Origin of the sequence: Heliomarina baculiformis (assembly GCF_019966545.1) — a bacterium.
In the GTDB taxonomy this organism is placed as follows: domain Bacteria; phylum Pseudomonadota; class Alphaproteobacteria; order Rhodobacterales; family Rhodobacteraceae; genus Heliomarina; species Heliomarina baculiformis.
This window is the reverse complement of record NZ_JAIMIC010000007.1, coordinates 340,908-364,643: the sequence shown is the minus strand read 5'-3', so window position 1 is coordinate 364,643 and position 23,736 is coordinate 340,908. Positions and strand designations below refer to the sequence as shown.

17 protein-coding genes, 1 tRNA gene and 1 pseudogene are annotated in these 23,736 nt (G+C 52.5%); 10 read left to right on the top strand and 9 right to left on the bottom strand.

Annotated elements, in window-relative coordinates; all coding sequences use genetic code 11:
* Together MF268_RS18010 and MF268_RS18005 are read left to right on the top strand one after the other, a co-directional pair.
* Positions 1-762 (top strand): cyclase family protein (locus MF268_RS18010; protein ID WP_238372244.1); only part of this gene is annotated, 762 nt, incomplete at its 5' end.
* An 11-nt stretch (positions 763-773) separates the two neighbouring features.
* The gene (locus tag MF268_RS18005; RefSeq protein ID WP_238372243.1) at positions 774-1,715 is read left to right on the top strand and encodes a fumarylacetoacetate hydrolase family protein; all 942 of its coding nucleotides are present in this window, start codon (positions 774-776) and stop codon (positions 1,713-1,715) included.
* 174 nt (positions 1,716-1,889) lie between these two features.
* Here MF268_RS18005 and MF268_RS18000 read toward each other — a convergent pair.
* The 5 genes and pseudogenes from MF268_RS18000 to fliF form a co-directional block, all read right to left on the bottom strand.
* Positions 1,890-2,285 (bottom strand): annotated as a pseudogene (locus MF268_RS18000) (DDE-type integrase/transposase/recombinase); the annotation flags it as partial.
* A 2-nt stretch (positions 2,286-2,287) separates the two neighbouring features.
* Positions 2,288-3,058, bottom strand: a complete 771-nt coding sequence (gene fliP / locus MF268_RS17995; protein WP_238372242.1) for a flagellar type III secretion system pore protein FliP — start codon at positions 3,056-3,058, stop codon at positions 2,288-2,290.
* Positions 3,048-3,338, bottom strand: a complete 291-nt coding sequence (locus MF268_RS17990; protein ID WP_238372241.1) for a FliM/FliN family flagellar motor switch protein — start codon at positions 3,336-3,338, stop codon at positions 3,048-3,050. Before MF268_RS17990 ends, fliP begins: the two co-directional genes overlap by 11 nt.
* A complete protein-coding gene (locus MF268_RS17985) occupies positions 3,331-3,930 on the bottom strand; it encodes a hypothetical protein (protein ID WP_238372240.1) in 600 nt (199 codons plus the stop codon). Before MF268_RS17985 ends, MF268_RS17990 begins: the two co-directional genes overlap by 8 nt.
* Entirely contained in the window at positions 3,930-5,600 is a 1,671-nt protein-coding gene (gene fliF, locus MF268_RS17980) for a flagellar basal-body MS-ring/collar protein FliF (RefSeq protein WP_238372239.1), read from the bottom strand. Before fliF ends, MF268_RS17985 begins: the two co-directional genes overlap by 1 nt.
* Before the next feature lie 76 nt (positions 5,601-5,676).
* On the opposite strand from fliF, the gene MF268_RS17975 reads away from it, so the two are divergent.
* From MF268_RS17975 to MF268_RS17945, 7 genes are all read left to right on the top strand, one after another.
* Positions 5,677-6,198 carry a flagellar basal body-associated FliL family protein gene (locus MF268_RS17975; RefSeq protein WP_238372238.1) on the top strand — a complete coding sequence of 174 codons (522 nt, stop codon included), beginning with the start codon at positions 5,677-5,679 and terminating at the stop codon, positions 6,196-6,198.
* A gap of 9 nt (positions 6,199-6,207) precedes the next feature.
* On the top strand, positions 6,208-6,603 hold the full coding sequence (locus MF268_RS17970; protein WP_238372237.1) for a DUF6468 domain-containing protein: 396 nt from the start codon (positions 6,208-6,210) through the stop codon (positions 6,601-6,603).
* Complete coding sequence (locus MF268_RS17965) at positions 6,603-7,208, top strand: MotE family protein (RefSeq protein ID WP_238372258.1); 606 nt, start codon at positions 6,603-6,605, stop codon at positions 7,206-7,208. Before MF268_RS17970 ends, MF268_RS17965 begins: the two co-directional genes overlap by 1 nt.
* 52 nt (positions 7,209-7,260) lie before the next feature.
* The gene (gene motA / locus MF268_RS17960) at positions 7,261-8,130 is read left to right on the top strand and encodes a flagellar motor stator protein MotA (protein WP_238372236.1); all 870 of its coding nucleotides are present in this window, start codon (positions 7,261-7,263) and stop codon (positions 8,128-8,130) included.
* Positions 8,127-10,427 (top strand): hypothetical protein, encoded by a 2,301-nt coding sequence (locus MF268_RS17955; RefSeq protein WP_238372235.1) that lies wholly within the window; start codon positions 8,127-8,129, stop codon positions 10,425-10,427. Before motA ends, MF268_RS17955 begins: the two co-directional genes overlap by 4 nt.
* Positions 10,428-11,300: 873 nt before the next feature.
* Complete coding sequence (locus MF268_RS17950; protein ID WP_238372234.1) at positions 11,301-11,828, top strand: hypothetical protein; 528 nt, start codon at positions 11,301-11,303, stop codon at positions 11,826-11,828.
* Between the two features lie 1,164 nt (positions 11,829-12,992).
* Positions 12,993-13,082, top strand: a tRNA-Ser gene (locus MF268_RS17945).
* A 622-nt stretch (positions 13,083-13,704) separates the two neighbouring features.
* Here MF268_RS17945 and MF268_RS17940 read toward each other — a convergent pair.
* A complete protein-coding gene (locus MF268_RS17940; RefSeq protein WP_238372233.1) occupies positions 13,705-15,771 on the bottom strand; it encodes a methyl-accepting chemotaxis protein in 2,067 nt (688 codons plus the stop codon).
* A 198-nt stretch (positions 15,772-15,969) separates the two neighbouring features.
* Between MF268_RS17940 and MF268_RS17935 the strand changes: the two genes are divergently transcribed.
* The gene (locus MF268_RS17935; RefSeq protein WP_238372232.1) at positions 15,970-18,897 is read left to right on the top strand and encodes an error-prone DNA polymerase; all 2,928 of its coding nucleotides are present in this window, start codon (positions 15,970-15,972) and stop codon (positions 18,895-18,897) included.
* A 34-nt stretch (positions 18,898-18,931) separates the two neighbouring features.
* On the opposite strand, the gene MF268_RS17930 is transcribed toward MF268_RS17935, so the two are convergent.
* The 3 genes from MF268_RS17930 to MF268_RS17920 form a co-directional block, all read right to left on the bottom strand.
* Positions 18,932-19,858, bottom strand: coding sequence for an alpha/beta hydrolase (locus MF268_RS17930; RefSeq protein WP_238372231.1), 927 nt, complete (start codon positions 19,856-19,858; stop codon positions 18,932-18,934).
* A 10-nt stretch (positions 19,859-19,868) separates the two neighbouring features.
* On the bottom strand, positions 19,869-21,749 hold the full coding sequence (locus tag MF268_RS17925; protein ID WP_238372230.1) for an acyl-CoA synthetase: 1,881 nt from the start codon (positions 21,747-21,749) through the stop codon (positions 19,869-19,871).
* Between the two features lie 106 nt (positions 21,750-21,855).
* Entirely contained in the window at positions 21,856-23,673 is a 1,818-nt protein-coding gene (locus MF268_RS17920) for an ABC transporter transmembrane domain-containing protein (RefSeq protein WP_238372229.1), read from the bottom strand.
* Between the last annotated feature and the right edge of the window lie 63 nt (positions 23,674-23,736).

Genomic DNA, 23,736 nt, shown 5'->3' with positions numbered 1-23,736 from the left:
ATCGACCTCGCTCGACCGCTTGAAAATACCGACTACGCCGATCCGCCGGGTCTTGGCCCCAAGATCGCCTATTTCGCTCATCAGGAAACTGCCGAGCAGATCCTGTCATTCTTTCCCAGTGTTACCCGCGACGGGCTTCCTGGCGGCGAAGGCTGGGCGGTGGAACAAGTGACCCTCTCGACCCATAACGGCACTCACCTGGACGCGCCCTATCACTATCATTCCACCATGGACGGCGGAGAGCGGGCGATCACCATCGACGAAGTGCCTCTGGAATGGTGCATCGGGCGCGGCGTAAAGCTGGACTTCCGGGAGATGCCCGATGGCCATGTGGTCAGCCCCGAAGAAGTCGCGGCTGAGTTCGACCGGATAGGGCACGACTTGCAACCAGGCGACATCGTGCTGGTGAACACCGCCGCCGCCGCCCAGTACGGCACACCGCAATATGTTCCCTCGGGCTGCGGCATTGGTCGCGCCGCGACAAACTGGATGACCGAACGGGGGATGCGCGTTTGTGGCACTGACGCGTGGAGCTGGGACGCGCCTTTCGTGCATACCGCTAAAAAGGTGGCAGAGACTGGCGATGCCTCCCTCATCTGGGAAGGCCACCGTGCCGGGATGGACCGGGCCTATTGCCACATCGAAAAGCTTGCCAACCTCGAGGAATTGCCCGCCACCGGGTTCGAGGTGCAGTGCTTTCCGGTCAAGATCAAAGGCGCCTCGGCGGGCTGGTGCCGCCCTGTTGCCATCGTCCGCGACTGAAGGAGACCAATATGAAACTAGCAACATTCGACGGCGGTAAAGGCCCCCGCCTTGGCGCATTGATGGACGACAGCGAAACGCTGGTCTGCATGACTTCCACGGGGCGAGAGGTGCTTGCCTCAATGCAGGCGCTGATCGAAGCGGGAAAGGAAGGGCTTAATGCTGCACATGCCGCGCTGGATGAAGCGGCTGTGACGGTCCCGCTGGCCAAGGTTCGCCTGCTGGCGCCGCTTCCGCTGCCGCCCCAGATCCGCGATGCCTCGACCGCGCCGCGCCATATCGTCAACGCGCCGGTTGGCATGCGTCGGCTCGCGGCCGTTCTTGCTGGCGAGCCCGATCCCGGCCCGTCCGAGGGCTCCGTACCCGACATCTACAAGGCGCAGCCGATTTTTTACATAACTAACCGCTTTAGCGTGGCGGGTCATGGCGACACGATCACTTGGCCGCGTTACTCGGACTACATGGATTATGAGCTTGAGGTCGCTGTGGTGATTGGCAAGCGGGGCCGTGACATCAAAGCCGCCGATGCGATGGATCACGTCTTCGGCTTTACCATCTTCAACGACTTTTCCGCCCGCGACACCCAGCTTCGCGAAATGCAAGGCATGCTTGGGCCAGCCAAGGGTAAAAGCTTCGACGCCGGCAACGTCTTCGGCCCCTGGATCGTGACCACGGACGAGATTGCGGATTACCGCGAAATGCGGTGCGTTGCCAAGATCAACGGCAAGGTGGTGACCGACAGCCGTCTAGGCGAAATGCTGCACAGCTTCGAAGGCATGATCGCGTTTATATCGAATGCCGAAACGCTGCATCCGGGCGAAATCATCGGCGGCGGTACGGTTGACGATGGTTGCGGTCTGGAGCGGTTCGAGTTCCTGTCAGACGGGGATGTTGTCGAGCTTACCGTTGAAGGAATCGGCACTCTGAGCAATGTCGTGGAGCAACGGGAGTAAAGGCTCCAACAAGACTGTTTTCAGGCCTTACAGTGCTAGCAAAGGCGCCTGTCAAGGTTTTCGGGATTAGCCGTAGCATCATCTACCAACGGCCTCAGCCGGACGGGGGTGCAGACCTGAAACGGCATTGCCAGATTATCTCCCGTGGACTGGAATAAGCGTGAGACCGCACAATCAGGCCGATAGTTCGGCAGTATAAGCTTCCCAAAGCTTGAATGCGTTGGCTCTGGCATGGCGGTAAGAGAGAGGGGAAAGGCAGTAGCAGCGGGGACGAAAGATCGTACTGATTTGATCGCGGGCCACGAGAAATCGGTGCGCCTGGCGCGGTGACTTGAACCGGCCCATCATCTCCCGTTTTCGGGTCGGCCGGTGAGCCCCTTCGATCCTGTTGTTGAGTCCCTTGTGCGCCCGATGGTCGGCGTCCGACGTGATGGCCTTGATCGGCTTGCCATAGCTGCGCCGCTTGTCCGTGATCACGGCACGCGGTTCGCCATAGGTTGCAACCAGTCGACCAAAAAAAAGCTTTGTGACTTTGGCGTTGCGGCGAGGCTAGATCAGAATGTCGAGTGTGATCAAAAAGAATAGCTTCGCGCTAAACTGCTGGCAATCAGGCTCCATCCGTCTACGATGACAAAAAAACCTAGCTTGAACGGCAGGGAAACAATTGCCGGAGGGACCATCATCATGCCCATGGACATTAGTATAGCTGCGACTAACAAATCAATAATAAGGAACGGGAGAAAAACGATGAACCCTATCTGAAATGCACGTGATATTTCGGACAACATAAAGCTAGGAATCAAAACCGATAGTGGCGGTGATGTAACTTCAGCAGCAGATTGATTATCTAAAACAGTCTCTGTCCGACGTAAAGCTGCCAGCGTATTGATCGTGTTTTCATTCGTTCGGCCAGCCATAAAATTTCGAAATGGCTCTACCGATCGTACTAATCCCGTTTCGACATCGATAGTTTCCTCAATCATTGGTCTCAAACCAAGCTGCCACGCATTTTTAAACTCGGGTTCCATTATGAAATAAGTAAGGAAAAGCGCGAGACTTACGATAAGCATATTTGGCGGAGATTGCTGCAGCCCGATCGCTTGACGCAGTATCGCAAACACCGTTATAAGAAGTGGAAAACTTGTCACCATCATAATTACTCCTGGCGACAAGCTCAATATAGTTATCAACCCAATAAGCTGTACTGTTCGACCGTTAAGTGAGGCGCCATCTCCCAACGAAAAGCTAAAGTCTTGTGCAAGGGAGGCACTTGGAATTAAGGCCAAAATAAGAAAAATTGCCGCACGAGAATTGCAAGAATTCTTATAATTTTTACAGTTCATCTTTTAGGTCGGATATCTCTGTTAGGCGAACAGCTAGCTGCTTCGTCTCTTCGTCTAGAACCTCCTCTAATTTTCCCTTGGCTATTAAACGATCACCAATAAAAAGCTCGACTGGATCTTCGATACGTTTGTCTAATATCAATACAGAGTTTTCCGACATTACAACCAAGTCCTTTATTAAAGGCCTGGCACGTCCTACCGAAACTATGATTTCGATAGGAATAGTGGCGAAGGGGCTAATTTTCGCGGAGAATTCGCTTGCTTCGGAGGCCTTATCCATATTTATCGCTCTTTTCAGTTGAAAAAGTGAATGTATCCATCGTGTTGAGCATCGATTTGACAAAGCGATTGATGTCGATTTCACGCTCGATATCCGCAACTCTCAAAACGACCTGATCATTGCTTAACGAAAAGTCTTCTTCAATGCGTAGCGGCACAGGGATGTCCAGATCAAGCAGTTTCTCTACCTTTGTTCTATTGCCCTCTGGAACAGCAATAGTTAACGAGTCGGGAGAGAGTGACTCCAAAATGGACTGCATTTCATAAGTCAGATGTTGCGCAAGAGTTTTATGCAAGGTTTCAGGCAGTATTTTCTCAGAAAGCAGGCGTAATATGATTCCGAAGTCTTTTGAGAACTGAGATCGAGCCTCATAGAATGTAAAAGAAATATCTTCTAGGCGTTGAGCCATTCCATCTGAAATTCTAGAATTTTCTTTTTCTTGGTTTTTTATAGCATCCTCCCAACCGGCAACATAACCCTTCTCAAACGCAGCGAGCCGAATGTCGTCCAGATCATCTTCGCTCATATCCGCCGCATTCGTATCCGTATTGCAGCTTTCGCCGAAGTCTTCAAATAGATCTGCGATGGGCATCAGGTTTTCTCTCCACTTTCCTCAAGCCAGCTCCGCAAGATCTCGACGGTTTCTTCTTGGCGCTCGCCAATTAGCGAACGAAGTCGATCCACTGGATCTTGCGAACTCGAGGGCAGGCTGAAATCTGGAAGTCCAAGATCTTCTGCGCTGCTGTTGGACTCCATACTAAAGCTAGGGAAAGAGTTTGCGTCGTCGATATCAATATCGCCATCTAATGCGGGAACACTGTCTTGATTAGACTCGCCGCCAAAGTCCGGCAAAGCGGGAACTGCTGCATTATATCCACCCGGCTGTTTGGATAGCAAAGGCCGTATTACAAATAGCCCAAGGACGGTGGCAACCAATCCAAGGATGACCATCTGGATAATCGAAAATAAGTCGATGTCGAGCTGCTGGAACAAACTATTTCCGGCACTAGTTCCAAGGGGCTCGACTATTGGGAGCTCCATTGATTTGATGGTTATCACGTCTCCTCGATCTTCTTGAAACCCCACTGCGGAAGCAACCAGTTCGCGCAGAGCATTCAGTTCTTCGTCCGACCTTCGCTGAAACTCCGGCTCGCCAGTTTCATCACGCTCGGACAGACCATTTACAAGAACGGCAACAGTCAAGCGCTTGATTGCGCCCGGTGATTTAAGGATTTCGTGCTCGGTTTCGGAAACTTCGTAGTTCACTCTCTCGCGAGTTTCACTGGCTTGAGCGCTGGAACCCTCACCAGTTGACCTTTCCCCGTCAGGAAGATTGGATGCAACAGTAACGTCGCCGCCGCCCTGATTCTTGGAGGAATCTGAACGTTCTTCTGTTTCCGTACTTATTGCAACTCGCCCGTCGGGGTCGAAACGACGTTCCCTGATGGACTCGGTCTCTGTAACTGTATCGACACTGACTTCAACAACGGCGTTGCCGGTTCCCACGCGTGCCTCCACGAGGTTGAGAACCCTCTCACGGAGTTGCTTTGCCTTATCTTCAGCATTTGAAGGCCCAGTAGACGAATCATTTTGACCGATGAGCGCGCCGTTGGCGTCAATTACTGACACGTCCTCGACGGCTAGGTTACTTACAGCAGATGCAACCAAATAGCGAAGAGCATTAGCTTGAGCGGGTGTTATCGGGACACCAGACGGCACCACCGAAACAGAAGCGGTTGGGGCCACATTTCTTTGGAAAGGGTTTGATCCATTATTCGCAATATGAACGCGTGCTTGGCTGACGAACGCGCTAGCCACGATCGTGCGGGCCAACTCACCTTCCTTTGCGCGCCAATAAGCGGCATCAAACATTTGGGATGTTGTTCCGAACCCGTTCAAAGTGTCGAGAAGTTCATATCCACGGCCTCCCGTCATCGGAAGCCCCTCGCTAGCAAGCGTCAGTCTGATTTCGTCACGTTGATCTGAAGGCACGTAGATCGACCCGCCCCGAACTTCGTATGCGGTACCACGTTGTTCGATCGCACGAACCACATCCCCGGCCGCGCTGCTTTCCAGGCCTGCATAAAGCAACGTCATGTTGGGCGATGTCGCCATTTTAGACATTGTGAAGAGCACAAGCGTCGTTACGAGACTAGCCAGCACGAGAATGAAGCGTCTGCGCGCGTCCAAGCCACCCCAAACTTCAATTATTTTTTGCAACTTGACCTCCGTCACGCCGACCTTCTGTACGACGTGTCCCATAATTCCTCGATTGCCCTTAACAATCGGTTAGTTCCTGCGGGTTTATGAAGGAGTAGCGAAGGAGTTTAGGCCCACTATGACGGATGCAGCTACAAATGCCCCACCAGAAGGTAAAAAGTCTGGGAAAAAGCCGCTAATTATTAGTGTTTTATTGATGATTATCGGTGGAACCGGAGGCTACTTCGCAACATCATCTGGACTTATATCGTTATCTCGTGAAGCACCGACAGAAGAAAGTGAAAACGGGCCAACACAGCAAGACGCAGCAGATACAGAACAAGCTGTGGAGCCACTTCCTGATATTGAGTATGTGGCTTTGGATCCCGTCGTTGTGACAATGATTCACACTGAACAAGTTTTTAACCTACGTTTCCGGGCGCAGCTCGAAGTGAATGCCCCATACAAAGAAGATGTGGAGAAAATAACTCCGCGAATTATCGATGTTTTGAACAGCTACCTGCGTGCACTGGAAATTGAAGATTTCAAAGACGGATTCGCACTGACTAAGATTCGTGGGCAATTGTTACGCAGATTCCAAGCAGTTGCAGGCAAGGGTCGAATAAGAGATGTATTAGTTATGGATTTTACATTAAATTAGGGGAATGTTTTGAATTTCATCGCGGATACTTTATTGATCGCAGGAGCTTTGGGCGCGGTCCTGTACTGCTATATACTTTCTAAGAAGTTAAGTCGTTTCAATAACTTGGATAAAGGAGTTGGAGGTGCCATCGCAGTCTTGTCTGCCCAAGTTGACGAACTTTCGAATGCTTTGATTTCCGCCCGAAGCGCTGCCGATCAGTCCGCAAAAAATTTAGAAGACCTAACTGCTAGAGCGGAAGCCGCACGCACGAAGTTAGACTTAATGATGGCGTCCATGCATGACCTTCCCGATACTGCCGAAGATATCAGCGCCCGCAAAAAATCTAATGGAACGAGCGAAGGTGTTCGAGCCGATATAATTTTTAAAAGGTGTTCGGTGCGGAAACACGGAGATTCTTTATGATGGTGGAAGCAACAATTTCAAAGCGACTGAGGGGTCGGTTTGGAGTCCTGTTTTGTGTTGGCGCTTTGTTCTTGGGATCCGCTGTCTTGCGCTTGGGCACCAATGTAGGTCCAGCCGTTGCTAGTGCCCTGAAGTCTACGAGCGAAGTGACTACGATCAAAGAAAATCCCAAAAAAAATCGAGAGTCTTTAAGCCCAGAAGGGCTTGAGCGCATGCTGAAAGAGATAAGAGCAAAAGAAGTTGCCTTGAACGAACGAGAAAAAGAGTTAGAAGACAGATTAAAGGCAATTAAGATCGCCGATGAAGCTATAGAACGCAAATTATCGGAACTGCTCGAGGTGGAGGAATCTTTAAAAGCAACCCTCGCTCTCGCTGACGGAGCCGCCGAGGCCGACATATCCCGACTCGTAGACGTATACGAGAAGATGAAAGCGAAGGATGCCGCAGCGTTATTCGAGGAAATGGATCCAGCATTCGCGTCCGGGTTTTTGGCGCGCATGAAAGCCGAATCCGCGGCAGGTATTCTGGCAAAATTAAGCCCGCTGGCTGCTTATACAATCAGTGCAATGTTGGCGGGAAGAAACGCAGAAGTTCCCACGGAGTAATTTTTAACCGGCGAAAGCTGATATTCGCCGAACGGTACGATTGGGCTTATAAATGATCGGCATAATAGGTATTGCGGTAATATTTTTAATGGTATTTGGCGGCTATCTCGCTGCAGGCGGCAAGATGGCGATAATAATTAAGGCGCTTCCGTTTGAACTGATGATGATCGGAGGAGCTGCTGCCGGCGCTTTTTTGATTAGCAACGATTTTTCTGGCGTTAAACATACTATTAAAGATGTTGGAAAGGTATTTAAAGGTTCGAAATGGAACCAAGAAGACTACAAAGATTTGCTTTGCCTTCTATTTGCTTTGATCCGTATGGCGAGACAAAACCCGGTCGCCATTGAGCAACACATTGAGCAACCGAATGAATCTGCCATCTTTCAGAAGTATCCCAAAATTCAGAAAGACACTGAAGCTATTAGCTTGATTTGTGATACAATTAGGTCCGCCTCAATGAACTATGATGATCCCCACCAAGTTGAAGAAGTTCTGGATAAAAGGATGGAGGCCAATTTACATCACGCAATGCATTCGAGCCATGCATTACAAACAGTGGCTGATGCTTTGCCAGCCCTTGGCATTGTCGCAGCAGTGTTGGGAGTGATAAAGACCATGGCTTCAATTGACCAACCGCCTGAAGTGTTGGGCGGATTAATTGGAGGCGCTTTGGTGGGGACGTTCTTGGGGGTCTTCCTGGCTTATGGCTTAGTCGGCCCTTTCGCGACGAAGGTAAAAACAGTTGTCGAAGAGGATGGCCATTTCCACCAATTAATTAGAGAAGTATTGGTCGCAAACCTACACAACCATGTAGCGGCAATTTGCATAGAAGTTGGTAGACAGAATACGCCGTCCCATGTCCGACCCGGATACTCGGAGTTAGAAGAGGCTTTGAAGGCTGTCAAGCAGGATTCAGCATGAAATACTGGTGTTTTACTGCGTTTTTTTTTCTGGTCGCCAGCGACGTGGTCGTTGCAGAAACCTTACGTGTGCGATCAGGTGAGCATGAACAGTTTACGCGGATCACAATTGGCATACCGCCCGGTTCAGATTGGAGCGTGAAGGAAAGCGATGACGGGTTTGAATTATCATTAAACGTAGAAAATGCGATCTATGATTTAAGCGGGTTTTTCTCCCGAATACCGAGGACCCGAGTGCTTGATGTTGCTCAGGAGGAGATTGGAGAGCCCCTAAAGTTCAAACTCAACTGTTCTTGTTCAGTTCAAACTTTTCTATTCGGTGAAAATTTATTAGTTATAGATGTTTCAATTATCGGTTTCTCCAACTTAAAACCACCACTATCTCCCACGACCATTTTTAGTGCCGAAAGATATATGTTCGCCAATGACCTATCCAAATTAGAACCGTCCCGACGGGATACTGAAACTACAGCCTTAGGCGTCGGTATGGACGCAGAGTCGCAGGAAAACTTTACCCAACCTGAAGGTGATCGAAGTACCGCCAGTAGCACTCTGTTAAGGGAACTTTCCATACTGGAGGTCGGACGCGATAGAAATTTGGCTGAGACCCGCCTTATTGAGGAAATAGAACACGCTCGTTCGCGAGGACTGCTAACCACTAAAAGAGAATCTGATAGCATTGAGCCTAAATACGAATCGAAATTTGACGACGTCGGTTCGGATCAAGGAGCTCGGGCAGATTTTTTCGCCAACGACCTCGGACTGAACTTGGATTATCCGAATGCATTTGACGAAAGTTTATTGCTCAGCATAGAACAACTAGAGGAAAATGCCGACAATCCAGTTTGTGAAGAAAAGGAAGGCTTGGCAATTAATTCCTGGGTTCCCCAAAAAGATTCTTACTCGCAGCAAGTGGCATTCTGGAGGGGTAGACTTTTTGACGAATTTGACCGAGTAAATGACGCGGCAGCAATCAACCTTGCCAAGGTACTACTGCACTTTGGGTTCGGCGCCGAAGCCCATGAAACCTTGCTGCTTTCTACGGTTGAAAGTTCAGATCGCGAGATCTTGCTTGAACTAGCGAAAATTATTGACGAGCCTGGGGAGTACGCTTCTACTATGTTCGAGGGGCAGCAAGTGTGTGACCGTGACTCAGCTTTGTGGGCTGTGTTAGCTCGGCCCGGTGCCGCCGCATCATCGAACCGTGAGGCGGTTATTCGTTCCGTCAATAGCCTCCCAAGAGGCTTGAAGGAGCATTTGGGAGCGGCAGCTAGTCGCATATTTTTGAAAGAAAACGAAAGGTACGTATCGGATTCGATACTGCGAATCTTGGATAGAGCACAGAATGATAGAAATTTTGCGAGCCTGCTGGCTGAGGCTAGGAGCGCGGAACTCACAGGCCATGAAGAAGCCGCAAGAACAAATCGTGAACTCGTCGCTGAAAGCAATACGATACATTCACCCGATGCGCTCATTCAGTTAGTTTCACAAGCGCTCGGTGAGCGTCGGACATTAGAACCTGAGATTGTGAGTTTAGTTTCATCATACGAGCGGGAGCTCAAAGGGACGCGCATTGGCCTTGAGTTGGCAAGAGCAAAAGCATTAGGTTATGCAATATTAGGAGACTTCAAAGAGGCGGTTAGGAATTTTAATAAGACTGCAAGTCAACTTGAGTCGCCGTCAGGCCATGGAACGAGGAATGACTTGGTAATGCTGCTGACAGAAAGCGCAAGTGACGCGGACTTCATTCAGTTTGGATTGTCTCTGGTGCAGGGATTTGAAAGTGACTTGGATGAAATGGTAAGAGAGACGATGGCGTCACGTCTATTGAGTCTTGGGTTATCCAGAGCAGCAAACGGGTTATTGTCTCTAGTCAAGACTTCTGATGAATCAAATAATAGTAGGATTTTGAGAGCTCAAGCCGCGCTTTTGGAAAACTTGCCTTATGAGGCATTAGAGGCTATTTCTGGAATGTCCCAACCCGAGGCGATAAAGTTACGGGCGAAAGCTATGCTTAGAATCAATAGATACTCAGAGGCGGCAGAGCTATTCTCTGTCATAAACGAACCGGAATTTGCATCACGCAGCTACTGGCTGGCGGGTCAACCAGAAAAGGTCTCTGATGAAGATATTACTGAATATGGTCAAATTTCAAAAGTGACGAAAGAACTAGCGACCGATGATCGAGTTGTTTCGGAAATGCAGCCACTTCAGCGGGCAAGGGAACTTTTATCAGACAGTGGGGATGTTAGGTCTAGTATTTCGGATTTGCTAGACCGCGTGCAATTGAGTGAATAGGCGCCGCACCGGTCAAATTTCAATCTGGTTGATTTTAATATATCACTTGAACATTCCGATACACATTGATATTTTTAAGCGAGTTCGCTTCATGGATAGAAGGGAAAAATTAAACACTTGTTTCGCCCGACGCAGCTCATGTGCCAAGCTCGACGGCTATCAGTTTCAAAACACGCTATTTCGGCCCCCGCAGGCCGGCCGCCTCGGGCTTTTGGGCCACGCGGATCAGCCTTTCGTCCTGCTCCAGGGTGAGCCTGGGCTTGCGCCGCGAGGAATCCCATGGCGCGCAGGATTTCGCTCCTCATTCGGACGCCATCTACGCGTCGCCTGTGATAGACCACGGCCGCGTGAAATTCCCCTCGCAAAAACTCCCGTTCTGGCAACACGCGGAGAAGAGGTTTTTAAAGGTTGGACAGGACGGCGCGGGTCGCAACGTCCGCGGCGAAATTTAGCAAGAGAAGCGATCATTTTGAGGGGGCCGCGATCCTTCAACCAGCGCTGAAAGTGCTGGATTCGAAGGGTGTGTTCGCCACTCGGTCGGTCCTCCGGTTCAATGCGGAGAAAATCGCACGGCGAAATCGAATTATGCTGCACTGGGAAATTCGTTCGTCAGTTCCTCTTGGTCAGCAAGCACCAGTTTTTCTTGATCAGTTCAATTGTGAAAGTCCCGACAGACCGCTTCCGTGTCGCCGAGAAGTGCGGCAACAAGACACCTCTTCCCAGGACTTTCAGCCACGAGGATCGAGGCTTGACCGTGACGGGACATGAGTGGATTCGGGTCGGGAAACCCGTATTCGGCTGCACAGTTGGACCATAACGACTTGAACGTTCCGTAGGTTAGAAGCCGCCCATGGTTTTGGATTGCGGAAAGAAATGATTGTTATTCTGATGGTTGCCAAAGAGCGGCAGGATGACCTCTTCATACCAACCAGCGAAGCGTTTCTAGGACTCACAATCTATTGGCCGCCGAGACCGTCGCATGGAGCGGCTTTTGGTTCTTCACGAACGCAGGCAGGCGGGATCGTGATCTGGCATCACACGGGACTGGTCGATGAGGCAGAGCGTACCTTCGACAGCGTCCTTTGCCGTTTTCGTTCGGGCCGAGCGGTCAAGACGCAAAGCGAGATCTCGGTGGAGGTCAGTTATGCGAACATCCGGCTTTCTGGCGATGTCTGCGCAACTTTGGACAAAGATGAGCTGCTTCGGATGAATCTCGAACGAAGAGAGACGGTCCTTCTCTGGGATTTACTGCAGCACAGCCCGAAACGTGCCCCAATCGTCACGCCGTGCCAGGCGCTCCCTCTAAGCCGCGATGGTGCCGGTCACGCCCTGATCGCCACCGAGACGTCGCGCTTCCAGCGCTTTGGAGCGCAGAAGGTCTTGCCTGAGGAACGAGCATAGTCCCTGTTTGGACGCATGCTATGAAACTGCTGTGCACAAGCTGGAATTCGGTCGGGCGATCGACCAAACAACCTTGCCGCCTTTTGAATAGCTTGCGCATAGGCTCGTCGAGAAGCCTCATTGAGAAGGCATTCATTGCCTTCGAGCCACTTAATCACATCCTGAAGGGGCTTCGACTCGGATATCGCTTTGTTTCCTAAGTCTTGGAAACTATCTTCAAAGGGATTGAAGGTCATGAGTGTCATCTCCTTGATTTGGCCATTTACATTTCAGATTGGCCGTTCTTCGTTGTGAGAATTGAAAATTTACAGACGCTCTGCAAGACAAGCCGCAACAATCTTGCCGGGTGTCTGTCACCCTTTCCGTTCTTCGTCGGGGGTGTCATTTAATCGCTCCTGGTGGCCACAGGTCGTGCTGCAGCCCGAGGTGCACACCGACTTCCGCTGCCGGGGCTTCGAGGCTTCAGGCGAGGGCATCGTTGTCGTCGAGGCGCGCTTGTAACGAGGCACAGACAATCCTGCCTCCCAAGCGCTTAGCTGTGTCCTTCGCTAGAGCATCGGCTTCTTCCAGAGCGGGATAGGATCGGGAAAACTCGCATCCGGCTTCGCCAAACCGCGTCGGCGGGCGGAACGCGGCGACTCCTCCTGGATGCTCGCCACGTCGTCAGCCGTGCAGTGGGGCAGCTTCAGTTCGTTCCAAGCCGAGTGTGGCGGTGGGGCAATACCCGTCGGCCGCCCAAACGGAAGACCACGCGTACCGGCCGCCGACGTGGCGAACGCCGACTTTCCGCGCGGGCTCGCGAGCTGTCCTGGCCGAGGGCAGTCTCAAGTACTTTGCGAGCTCCTCGGGACTCGTCGAACCTAGGTCCTTGCTGTTGTTCGTTATGTTCGAGCCTCCTTCTGGGAAGGAGATCGGATTGTGCAGGCGCGGCCGAACATGGCTGTGGCAGGTTCAAAGACGCGTTCGGTCTGCTCAGCCCCATAAACCGCTTGACGCGGTCGAGGCCGCTTTCGCTGTAAGGGAAATTGACCAAATCTTGCCCAAACTCGGTGCCATTCAGTGCCTCTCAGTGCCCTTTGGGCAGGTTTTTGTTGCGGGAGATTTTTTCGGATGAGGGCAGTTTCGCCTTGTAACCCTGATGTTTCTTTGGCTATACGCGTCGGCGGAGACGTGGCCGAGTGGTCGAAGGCGCTCCCCTGCTAAGGGAGTATACCGGGAACGGTATCGAGGGTTCGAATCCCTTCGTCTCCGCCATTTTCTCTGTCTATTAGACCGAAAATATCAAGCAATAGCAAAGCACTAAATCCCTCTTGCCCTGAAAGCGGGCGGGGCATTGCTACACAATTTGCTACACATTTCCGGGATTCGTTCCCCGAATATAAGCAGAAAGTGAAGCAGGCGCGCCAACATCTGTAGCAGCAGAAGGTTCGTCGGCGCGCCCTGACGCGGGTGTTCCGGCCCGCGTGTCTCATCAGGCTGCGGAGCGCAGCCCCTCCAGGGCCTTCTCGGCGCGCAAACCTGCATCAACAACTGGAAGGCCAACTACACCGAAATAGGGCCTCACTCATTGCTCGAAAATTTGACGCCGAGCCGCTTTTGCAGACCAACTAAACAATACCCCCCAAAGTTCTCATAACGCCCGGACCTATGACGCGGTGAACACCAAGCTGGTCATGCACTAACAATCAAATTGAGACACTTGGCTGGGGCTGATCACCTAAACACATCTCGAAGGGTCGCCCTTACCCGTAAACATCGCTTTAGAAAGAAAGGCAAAACTGAAGAACAGAATGCATACTGTGTGAACCGGAAGCGTTATAAGAATAGCAGGCTCTCAAACATATCTTCAGTTGTTCAAAATTCTTTTTCGCTCACCTTATCCGGTCATTCTCAAATTTTCATTATCCACACCTGCATTGCCGGGTTTAGAGAAGAATTTCACGGCATTCAGGACATCGCCGACGCCATTTGCAAGCGACTGCGTTGCCGCGCTTGTCTCTTCAGCCATTGCAGCGTTGTTTTGCGTTGCCTGGTCAAGTTCGCCGATAGAAGCATTCATCTCAGAAACGCCGGCAGCCTGTTCGTTCGCCGAGTTGGCGATCTGCGATACGCCCACACTGATTTCCTGGACCATATCATCAATCGTCTTTATGGAAGTTCCGGCCTGACCAACCAGATCTACACCTTTTTGCACCTGGCCTGTAGAAGCAGCAATTAGTTCAGCGATTTCACGAGCTGCCTCTGATGATTTTTGTGCAAGTTCTCGAACCTCGGATGCAACAACTGCAAAACCACGCCCTGCATCCCCAGCGCGAGCGGCCTCAACGCCAGCGTTCAATGCTAACAGGTTGGTTTGGAATGCAATCGCGTCAATCACACCTGTGATTGATGATATCTTGTTTGAAGATTCAGCAATTTCATTCATCGCATTGACAGCATTGCCAACAACTTGTCCGGAATCCCGCGTCTGGTTCTTCGCTTCATCCGCTTTGTTGCGGGCTTCGGTCGCTGCCTTGGCTGTGTTTCTTACAGACGTCGCAAAAAGGTCAAGTGCAGCAGAAGTTTCTTCAAGCGTCGCAGCCTGTTTCTCCGTGCGCCTTGCCAAATCGTCGGTCGCGCTGGTAATGCCGCCTGTCTCATCAAAAACATCAGTCGTTCGCTGGACGACCACGTTGATGACATCATGAATCTTTTCAATGGCCGAGTTGAACTTCTGCCGGATCATATCCATCTCACCCAGATTTTGCTCAAGCCGCACTGACAGGTCACCTTCCTCCAGACGATCCAATCCGTGACGCATCGTGTCCACTGTCACTTGCAAAAGCGTTGTGTCCACTGCGTATTTGACGACTTTCGAGACCCTGCCAGCCGCGTTGCGTATCGGGTTGTAACTTGCACGGATGTGAACTGTCTTTCCACCTTTGCCAATGCGCGTGAAGTTCCCGGCAACCTCATGCCCGTTACGCAGATTGTCCCAGAATTTTGCGTAGTCGTCGCTAGCTACCTGTTCCTTGGGAATGAACATACTGTGATGGCGACCAACGATTTCGGATTTCTCGTATCCCATCGCCTTGCAGAAGTTTTCATTGGCCTGAAGGATTTTTCCTTGTGTATCAAATTCAATGACGGCTTGAACCTTGTGAATTGCGTCAATCTGGCTTTTCGCATCGGCGGCCAGATTCTTTGCCTCAGATATATCAAAAGCGTATTTGACGACCTTGAAGGGAACCCCCTCGGGGTCGATCAGGGTCTCGTAAGTGGCATTCAACCAGATTTCACGCCCACCTTTTGCGACGCGCATCACGTCGCCACTCTCTGAAGCGCCGGATTTTAAACGATCCCAAAAAGCAGTGTATTCGGGTTTGGATGCTTCGTTGCCAGGCATGAAGATCCGATGGTGCTTACCCTTTATTTCGTCCAGAGAATATCCTGTGGCGGCCAAGAACAATTCATTTGCATCGAGGATGTTACCGTTAAGGTCAAATTCGATCACGGCCATGGATCGCTTGATCGCGTCGGTTTGACTGCGATTGTCCCGACGCCGCATGTGGACCATGGAAATTTCTCGGCCGACACCAAGTATGTGATCATAATTTCCGTCGGCATCTGCAACCGGAGTGTATGTTGTATCAAACCAGGTTTCCTGACCCACCTTGTTCACGCGCGGTTCAGTCCGGTTTACAACTTTACCGGCGGCTACCTTGCGCCAGACTTCAGTCATTTCAGGAGTACCGCGATCTTTCTGGCGTAGCGTTGCGGTGTATGATTTTCCGACAACATCCTCGCGCGTATATCCTGTGATATCGCAATACAGATCGTTGACCTCAAGCACTGTACCGTCCATTCCAAATCGAACGATTGCGTGTGAACGGTCTATGGCGGCATGCTCCAGACCAAGTAACTTATGCTTTTCTTTGGAATTGTTACCAAGAAAATTGAACATACGGGATCTCCAGAAATCATCGGAAACAATTCACCAAACAGACTTTGATAATGGGTTAAGAAAACCACTGTTCCGCCCACAACCGGCGTGAAACCTGTTTTTTACGCGACCCAAAGAGCGTTTCGCGCCTCATCCAGCAGAAACTGACCTCACCCAGCCCCTCAACAAAAGAACAAAAGGTGAATATGATGGGGAATCATGTACTGTGAACTGTCTGCCCTATCTAACTTTACCTTTCTCACCGGAGCGTCCCATCCGGAGGAGTACATGGAGCGTGCCTGCGAACTGGGTCTTGGGGCCATTGCCATAGCTGACGACAACTCCGTCGCCGGTATCGTAAGAGCGCATACCCAAGCCAAGTCCATCGCAAGACAGGTCAGAGAACGAATGGACTGGAACGATCAACACGGGTTGATCGGCCCCCCGCGACCAGCAAACTGCCGACCGCCGGGTTCATTTCCGATCGCCCATATACCGCGGCTTATTCCGGCAACCCGCTTGGTCTTCAAGGATACGCCGCCTATCACAGTCCTTCCGGAAAACCGGACGGGGTGGCGCAACCTGTGCCGAATTCTTTCTACCGGTCGATTGAGAGCCGAGAAAGGACACTGCGATCTATGGCTCAAAGACCTGATCGACTCGCCGGATGGCCTTCAGCTCATCCTCTGGCCACCCGAACGGCATATAAAAGGTGGAGCACGTGAATGGTCTTCGCATATGCCGGACCTGACTCGCCACTTTGCTGGGCGAATGCATCTGATGATGCATCCACTCTACAATGGCTATGACAGCGAACGCTTTGCATCACTGACAAAGGTTGCACAGGAACTGGGTATCCCGACGCTTGCCAGCGCCGCACCCCGAATGCACCACGGTGGACGTTGGCGGCTTGCCGATGTCCTTAGCGCAATTCGCTTGGGATGCCGCGTAGAACAGCTGGGCCGCGCGGCCCTGCCAAATGCAGAATGCCGTCTCCGCTCCAAAGCTGAAATGCAGCGGCTTTTCAGGGGCTACCAGGATGCGATCACCCGTGCGGAAAAGCTTGCAGACAGGCTGACTTTCTCTCTGGACGAACTTCGTTATGAATACCCCAATGAAGGCACCCCGGAGGAAACGCCCTCGCAACGTCTTGAACAGCTTGCACGGAAAGGACTGAAATGGCGTTATCCCTACGGTGCACCGGATAACGTGCGGGACATGCTGCAGCATGAGCTCGACCTGATCGCGAAGCTGAAATACGAACCGTACTTCCTGACCGTTAACGATATCGTCACATTCGCCCGCTCACGCAATATTCTCTGCCAAGGGCGCGGATCTGCAGCCAATTCGGTTGTCTGTTATTGTCTTGGCATCACCTCGGTCAGCCCCGAAATCGGAACGATGGTCTTTGAACGGTTTGTGAGCGAGGCTCGGGACGAACCGCCAGACATCGACGTGGATTTCGAACATGAGCGCCGCGAAGAGGTCATTCAGCACATCTACGAAACCTATGGCCGTCAAAGGGCCGGGCTATGCGCGACGGTAATCCATTACCGCGGGAAACGTGCAATCCGTGAGGTCGGACGCGCGATGGGCCTGTCCGAGGATACGATATCGGGTCTGTCTTCACAGCTTTGGGGATTTTTCTCGGCAGATGGGATGGAAGATCGCCGGATGCGTGAAATCGGCCTGAACCCTGGTGATCGCCGGCTGCGACTTACAATGGAGCTTGTGCAGGAAATCTTCGGCTTTCCACGACATCTCTCCCAGCATGTAGGAGGTTTTGTAATCACGCAGGACCGGCTGGACGAGCTGGTCCCCATCGAAAATGCAACGATGGATAACCGAACCGTGATTTGCTGGGACAAGGATGACATCGATTCACTGGGCATTCTCAAGATCGATGTGCTCAGCCTTGGCATGCTGACATGTATCCGCAAGGCATTCGACCTTTTGACGATCCACCATGGAGCCCGGCATACGCTTGCGAATTTGCCGCAAGAGGATGAAAACGTTTACGACATGCTCTGCCGAGCCGACAGTATCGGCGTCTTTCAGGTCGAAAGCCGGGCGCAGATGAATTTTCTGCCCCGTATGCGGCCACGCAATTTCTACGATCTTGTGATCGAGGTCGCCATCATTCGTCCCGGTCCGATCCAAGGCGATATGGTGCACCCCTATATTCGTCGGCGAAACGGCGAAGAGCAGATAGCATTCCCCTCTGACGCACTTGGAAAAGTGTTGGGAAAGACGCTGGGTGTACCCTTGTTTCAAGAACAGGCGATGCAAATTGCCATTGTCGGCGCAGGCTTTACACCCGAGCAGGCCGACCGGTTGCGCCGCTCTCTCGCGACCTTCAAGAAACACGGCAATGTCAGCGAATTCCGCAGCCTCTTTCTGCGCGGCATGAAGCGTAACGGATATGACGATATGTTCGCAGAACGCTGTTTTTCGCAGATCGAGGGCTTCGGCTCATATGGCTTTCCCGAAAGTCACGCGGCCAGCTTTGCTCTCTTGGTCTATGCCAGCGCATGGATCAAGTGTCATCACCCCGGGATCTTCGCCTGTGCGCTGCTGAACTCGCAACCGATGGGCTTTTATGCGCCGGCGCAAATTGTGCGGGATGCACGGGAACATGGCGTCATCGTGCGACCCGTCGATGTGAATGCAAGCTTCTGGGACAACGTGATGGAACCCGACGGTCGTGGCAGCCTAGCCCTTCGCTTAGGCTTCCGCCAGATCAAGGGCCTGCCCGAAGAAGACGCAACCTGGCTCACGGCGGTTCGAGGCAATGGATACAACCGGGTGGACGATCTCTGGCGACGCGCAGGAGTGCGCCCCGCGGTTCTGGAACGGATGGCCGAAGCAGATGTCTTTGCCTCTCTCGGTCTAAGCCGCCGCGAAGCGCTCTGGCAGGCCAAGGCAATCACTACCCCTGCTCCCCTTCCCCTGTTCGCTCAGGATATTGGCGGCGAACTGATTGACGAACCCGCTGCCCATCTGCCGGAAATGACACTCGGAGAAGAGGTGGTTGAAGATTTCGTAGCCACCCGCCTTAGCCTCAAGGCGCACCCGGTCGCGATGCTGCGCCATATCCTCACACCGGGCGCCGGAAACCCATCGCTTATGAAAAAGCCCCTTTCATAGCCAGTCCAGATGTCCGATACCTCTCGATCACGGATCAGTCGTAGGGCCAGAGATCCTGTCCCAAAGCCTCGACTGCAAGAACAATTCGCTCGAAACTTTCACCTGCACGCGCTGACATAAGTCGGGCCCGCAGATAACCATGCACAAGTCCCTCTTCTTCGACGAGATGAACCGGCACACCTGCCGCTTTCAACTTGTCGCGATATTGGGGACCATCGCTGGCGATCGGGTCGCACTCAGCCGTGAAAATGACCGTCCGAGGCAGCTTTGAGAAATCGGCGTCATGCAGGGGGGCATAGGTGGCATCGCCAGCAGGGGCCTCGCCATTCAGCCGGATGTTCTCGTAGAACTCCAGATCTGCCCGAGTTAGCATCGGCGCATTGGCATGCTCAGAATACGAAGGTGCATTCCGGTCTCCACCCAGGCCCGGATAAATCAGCACCTGGCCAAGAATACCTTTCAGCTTACCGCGTGCGTAGTGGGCAACAGCCGCTGCCAGATTCCCGCCGGCACTGTCACCAACCAGAACGATTCCGTCCTTGTATCGGTTCGCGGCCCATTGCGTCGCAGCCCATGCATCTTCAAAAGCAGCCGGGTGCTTGTGTTCCGGGGCAAGCCGATAATCAACGGCAACCACGCGATAGCCGGTGTTTGCGCAAATCTCGGCGCAAACGTCGTCATGGCTCTCAAGACCGCCTACGACGAATCCACCACCATGAAAAAACATTACCGTCCGCCCGGGATCCCCGGCGGTATAGATGCGAACCGGCACACCATCCGCAAATTTATCGACAGCTGACACGCCTTCGGGATATTCCTGATGGAACTCTCTGCACATCGCATCATAAACGCGACGCTGACCCTCGATATCCAGATCGACGGCGTCATCCGGATAGGATTCAGCCGTCTTCCGGATAAATGCCCATGTCTGGGCATCGATAAGGGTGTCGTAGTCAGCCATCAGGTTCTCCTCAAGCGGCCCATTCCCATGGCCGCGTGTATTGGCCAAGGACATGCGCAACATCGTCCTCTTTGGCGCCATTCGCTGTGACTTGCGCCACGAGTCCGCGCTTCTTATCATCTATGACAAAGGTGACCCGAGCCGGCACCTGCGCCTCTTCCAGCGAGCCATTGTAGATACGCATGATCGCCTGCTTGCGAAGCTCGGGTTTAAACACTTTACCCACGGCGGTTTTCGGCAATTCAGACATGATCGTCAAATGCTTTGGCTGGGCCGCCCGTTCATGAACATGCGTTTTGCAATGCTCCATCAACTCGGCTTCCGTTACCGAAGCTCCACCAACCAACTCTACGTAGGCGCAAGGAATTTCTCCTGCTTTTGCATCCGGTTGACCGATCGCACCGGCAAAAGCAACTGCGGGATGGCGCAACAGCGCCTCCTCGATCTCGGCCGGGTCAATGTTATGACCGCCCCTGATAATCAGGTCCTTGGCGCGCCCGGTAATCCATAGATATCCGTCCGAGTCGAGCCTACCTAGATCTCCCGTTCTGAGGTACTTGTCGAAATGATAAAGATCTTTGTTTTTTGGCTCTTCCGTATAGGTATGGCGCGCAAATACGCCCGGGTTGGAAATGCAAATCTCGCCTACTTCGTCCATACCGCATTCAACGGGCTTCCCGTCGGCGACCTTGACGATCTTGATGTCTGTATAGGGGAAAGGCACCCCGACACTGCCAACCTTCTTTTCGCCATCAACCGGGTTACAAGAGACCAGACAGGTCGCCTCGGTTAAACCATAGCCTTCAACGATGTTGATGCCAGTCGCGTTCGTGAACCGGGTAAATAACTCCAGAGGCATCGGAGCCGACCCGGAAAATGCGTTCTTTACCGTAGAGATATCGGCATCCACCTTACGCTGCATAAGGGCCGAAACCGCGGTTGGCACCGTAATTACAAAGGTTGTCTTCCAGCGCTCACAGAGTTTCCAGAAGTTATCGAATACCCCGTCGCCCCTGTACCCGGCCGGGGTTGGGAAAACCACATGCGCACCTGATTTTAGAACGGCCATAAGGATGACATGGCAGGCGAAGACATGGAAAAGAGGCAGCGGGCACATAACACTGTCCTCTTCAGTGTAGAGCAGTTCGTGACCGATCCAGCCTTGATAGACGATGCCGGAATACTTGTGCTGCGCGACCTTGGGCATGCCGGTCGTCCCACCCGTATGGAAGTAGGCTGCGATGCGGTCTTCCTTCTCGTCGGTAAAATCAAGAGACTTGGACTGGCTCGCACAGGCCTTGTTGAAATCCAGGATGTCGGCATGGTGCTTCCCGGAAATTTTGCCACGGACCAAGGGAACGATCCAACTTTTTGGTGGTGTCAGGTATCGATTCAGGTCCACTTCAAGAATGGTATGAACATCCGGTGCATGCCGCACGGCCTCATGCGCCTTTTGCGCGATATCCGTCTTGGGAAACGCCTTTAGCGTCACGACAACTTTTGCGCCAGTTTCGCGCAGGATTGCAGCAATCTGCTCAGGTTCGAGCAAGGGGTTGATAGGGTTGACGATCCCAGCAACTGTTCCGGCAATCGTAGCAACAACAGTCTCAGTCGTGTTCGGCAGGATCAGTGCAACCACGTCATCCTTACCGATACGAAGTGACCGGAACAGATTAGCTGCCTGAGACACCCGAGCATGCAGCTCACTCCAAGTAAGAGTCTCTGCCTTGTCATCCGGTCCCGACAACAACTGGTATGAAACAGCCGGACGGTCCGGGAACTTTTCAGATGTGATGCTCAGCATCTCGTAGACCGTGGCAGGCACCTCCCGCGCTTCCCACGGCATTTCGTTCTGTAATCTTTTGCTGTCTTCGAGACTCGCAAAACTCATCTGATTTCCTCCCTCAAGATGCCTAGCGGCATCTTTTCTCTCGAAAGGAAAGATGAAAGTATTTTCATTTATGTGCAAGGCGACATGAATATGACGCCACGCAAGGTTATTCTGCAGCTAGCCCGTCGGTGAACTGCAGCCTCGCAAGACGTGCATACAGCCCGTTTTCCGCAACGAGTTGCTCGTGCGTGCCGGATGAAACGATCTTTCCGTCTTCCATCACGATAATCCGGTCGGCTTTTTTCACCGTCGCCAGACGATGCGCAACAATCAATGTCGTGCGATCTTTTGAAAGCTCGTCCACCGCGCGCTGTACAGCGCGCTCACTTTCCGCATCCAAAGCGCTCGTGGCTTCATCAAGCAAAAGCACGGGGGCATCGCGCAAAATCGCCCGCGCAATGGCGATACGTTGCTTTTGCCCACCCGAAAGCATCACACCGCGCTCTCCAAGGTAGGCGTCGTATCCACCCGGCAAGGCCACAATAAAATCATGCGCCGCTGCTGCCCTTGCGGCCGCTTCCACCTCTGCATCCGACGCATCCGGCCGTCCGAACCTAATGTTTTCAAGCGCAGACGCGGCAAAGATCACCGAGTCCTGCGGAACCATGGCTATGAACTTACGGAAATCGGCCCGATTCACATCGCGAAGGTCGGTTCCGTCAAGACGAATGCAGCCGGACTGCGGATCATAGTACCTGAGGATCATCTGGATCACGGTTGTCTTTCCAGCTCCGGATGGCCCGACGAATGCCACGGTTTCTCCCGGCTTTATCTTAAGTGAAACACCATCCAACGCACTGATATCGCTTCGCGACGGATATGAGAATCGAACGTTTTCGAATTCAATCGCGCCCTTCACCGGTTGCGGAAGGCCTGTGGGTTCTGCTGGATCGACTACCGTGTCTTGGCTATTCAGCAGCTCGATCAATCTTTCGGTCGCCCCTGCCGCGCGTTGCAATTCTCCCCAGATTTCACTTAGAGCCGCGACGGAGCCAGCAACCATGACCGAATAGATGACGAACTGAATCAACATACCTTCAGTCATCGTACCGGCACGAACGTCATTCGCACCGATCCAGAGCACACCGACAATGCCGGTGAAAATCAGGAATATCACGATAACCGTCATGACGGCACGGGTCCTGATCCGGCGCAGGGAGACGAGATAAGAGGTTTCAGTCATTTCCGAAAACTGTGACTTGCTGGCAGCTTCATGCGTAAAAGCCTGAACCGTTTGAACAGCCCCAAGGGTTTCGGAGGCGTTGCCCGAAGACGCCGCGATCCAGTCCTGGTTTTCCCGGCTTATCTTACGCAATCGCCGACCGAGCGTCATGATCGGTACGATAACCGCAGGTACAAGCAACAAAACCAATCCTGAAAGCTTGGGCGATGTCAGGAGCATAAGCACGAGACCACCGGCAAAGATCAGCATGTTGCGAAGCGCGATCGAGGCGGAAGATCCCAGCACGGACTGGATCAGGGTCGTATCCGTCGTGATGCGGCTAAGCACTTCGCCGGTCATGATTTTTTCGAAGAAGGCAGGACTCATGCCGATGACACGGTCGAAAACTGCCTTGCGGATATCTGCCACAACGCGTTCACCGAGACGGGTCACCAGAGCATAGCGAAGCCCGGTCCCGACAGCCAACAACGCCGCGATGGCAAGAGCCGCCAGAAAATATTTATCAAGAAGTTCGCCGTTCTGGACACGGAAATTGTCAATGACGCGGCGAACCGCCAAGGGCAGCGTCAGCGAAATGACGGCGGTGAACACCAACGCAAAACCAGCAGCCGCCACCAGCCCGGTATACGGGCGCACAAATGGCCACAATGCCTCAAGGCCCGCTACATTCTTCGATTTTGCACGCTCCTCGGCGCCGGTGCCATTTGGAATCGCGTTCGCTGAAGCTTGCGTCTTGGCCATAATTTTCCTGTCGTGCTTTCCGGTACTCAATGAGCAGCCTTCGTACCAGAGCTGTCATGAAGC

Excerpts from the sequence above, each read along its gene's own strand:
- MF268_RS17930 (WP_238372231.1), bottom strand. The coding sequence starts at position 19,858 with ATGGCTGACTACGACACCCTTATCGATGCCCAGACATGGGCATTTATC.
- MF268_RS17940 (WP_238372233.1), bottom strand. The coding sequence starts at position 15,771 with ATGTTCAATTTTCTTGGTAACAATTCCAAAGAAAAGCATAAGTTACTT.
- MF268_RS17965 (WP_238372258.1), top strand. The coding sequence starts at position 6,603 with ATGGTGGAAGCAACAATTTCAAAGCGACTGAGGGGTCGGTTTGGAGTC.
- MF268_RS17920 (WP_238372229.1), bottom strand. The coding sequence starts at position 23,673 with ATGGCCAAGACGCAAGCTTCAGCGAACGCGATTCCAAATGGCACCGGC.
- motA (WP_238372236.1), top strand. The coding sequence starts at position 7,261 with ATGATCGGCATAATAGGTATTGCGGTAATATTTTTAATGGTATTTGGC.
- MF268_RS17975 (WP_238372238.1), top strand. The coding sequence starts at position 5,677 with ATGACGGATGCAGCTACAAATGCCCCACCAGAAGGTAAAAAGTCTGGG.
- MF268_RS17935 (WP_238372232.1), top strand. The coding sequence starts at position 15,970 with ATGTACTGTGAACTGTCTGCCCTATCTAACTTTACCTTTCTCACCGGA.
- MF268_RS17990 (WP_238372241.1), bottom strand. The coding sequence starts at position 3,338 with ATGGATAAGGCCTCCGAAGCAAGCGAATTCTCCGCGAAAATTAGCCCC.
- fliP (WP_238372242.1), bottom strand. The coding sequence starts at position 3,058 with ATGAACTGTAAAAATTATAAGAATTCTTGCAATTCTCGTGCGGCAATT.
- fliF (WP_238372239.1), bottom strand. The coding sequence starts at position 5,600 with ATGGGACACGTCGTACAGAAGGTCGGCGTGACGGAGGTCAAGTTGCAA.
- MF268_RS17955 (WP_238372235.1), top strand. The coding sequence starts at position 8,127 with ATGAAATACTGGTGTTTTACTGCGTTTTTTTTTCTGGTCGCCAGCGAC.
- MF268_RS17985 (WP_238372240.1), bottom strand. The coding sequence starts at position 3,930 with ATGCCCATCGCAGATCTATTTGAAGACTTCGGCGAAAGCTGCAATACG.
- MF268_RS17950 (WP_238372234.1), top strand. The coding sequence starts at position 11,301 with ATGATTGTTATTCTGATGGTTGCCAAAGAGCGGCAGGATGACCTCTTC.
- MF268_RS18005 (WP_238372243.1), top strand. The coding sequence starts at position 774 with ATGAAACTAGCAACATTCGACGGCGGTAAAGGCCCCCGCCTTGGCGCA.
- MF268_RS17925 (WP_238372230.1), bottom strand. The coding sequence starts at position 21,749 with ATGAGTTTTGCGAGTCTCGAAGACAGCAAAAGATTACAGAACGAAATG.